We start from the raw sequence: 272 nt of genomic DNA on the forward strand, positions 1-272 counted from the left end.
TGTTTGAGCAGAACCTGTGGGAGCAAAGCTTGCTCGCGAGGCGGCCTGACAGCCGGCCTGGTTTCTCCCGGTTGTACTCCGATCTAATTGTGGGAGCGGGCTTGCTCGCGAAGGCGTCGGCACAGCTTGCATCAAAGCGGAGCTCTACCCCTTGGCCCCAGGCGCCGCCACCTCCTTCGTTTCCAAATGATCCAACGCCCGCTCAACCAACAACTGAACCCCATCGGCCATGCGGCTGATCGCCAGGGCGACGCAGCGGCGTGAGTCATCCA

1 protein-coding gene is annotated in these 272 nt (G+C 62.1%); it reads right to left on the bottom strand.

Annotated features, from left to right (window positions below):
• Nucleotides 1-144 precede the first annotated feature (144 nt).
• Nucleotides 145-272, bottom strand: a 128-nt coding sequence (locus MA884_RS28155) for a DUF6124 family protein (protein WP_371134835.1), incomplete at its 5' end; no start/stop codon positions are given.

It is taken from the genome of Pseudomonas sp. Q11, assembly GCF_024494355.1.
GTDB lineage: Bacteria > Pseudomonadota > Gammaproteobacteria > Pseudomonadales > Pseudomonadaceae > Aquipseudomonas > Aquipseudomonas hefeiensis.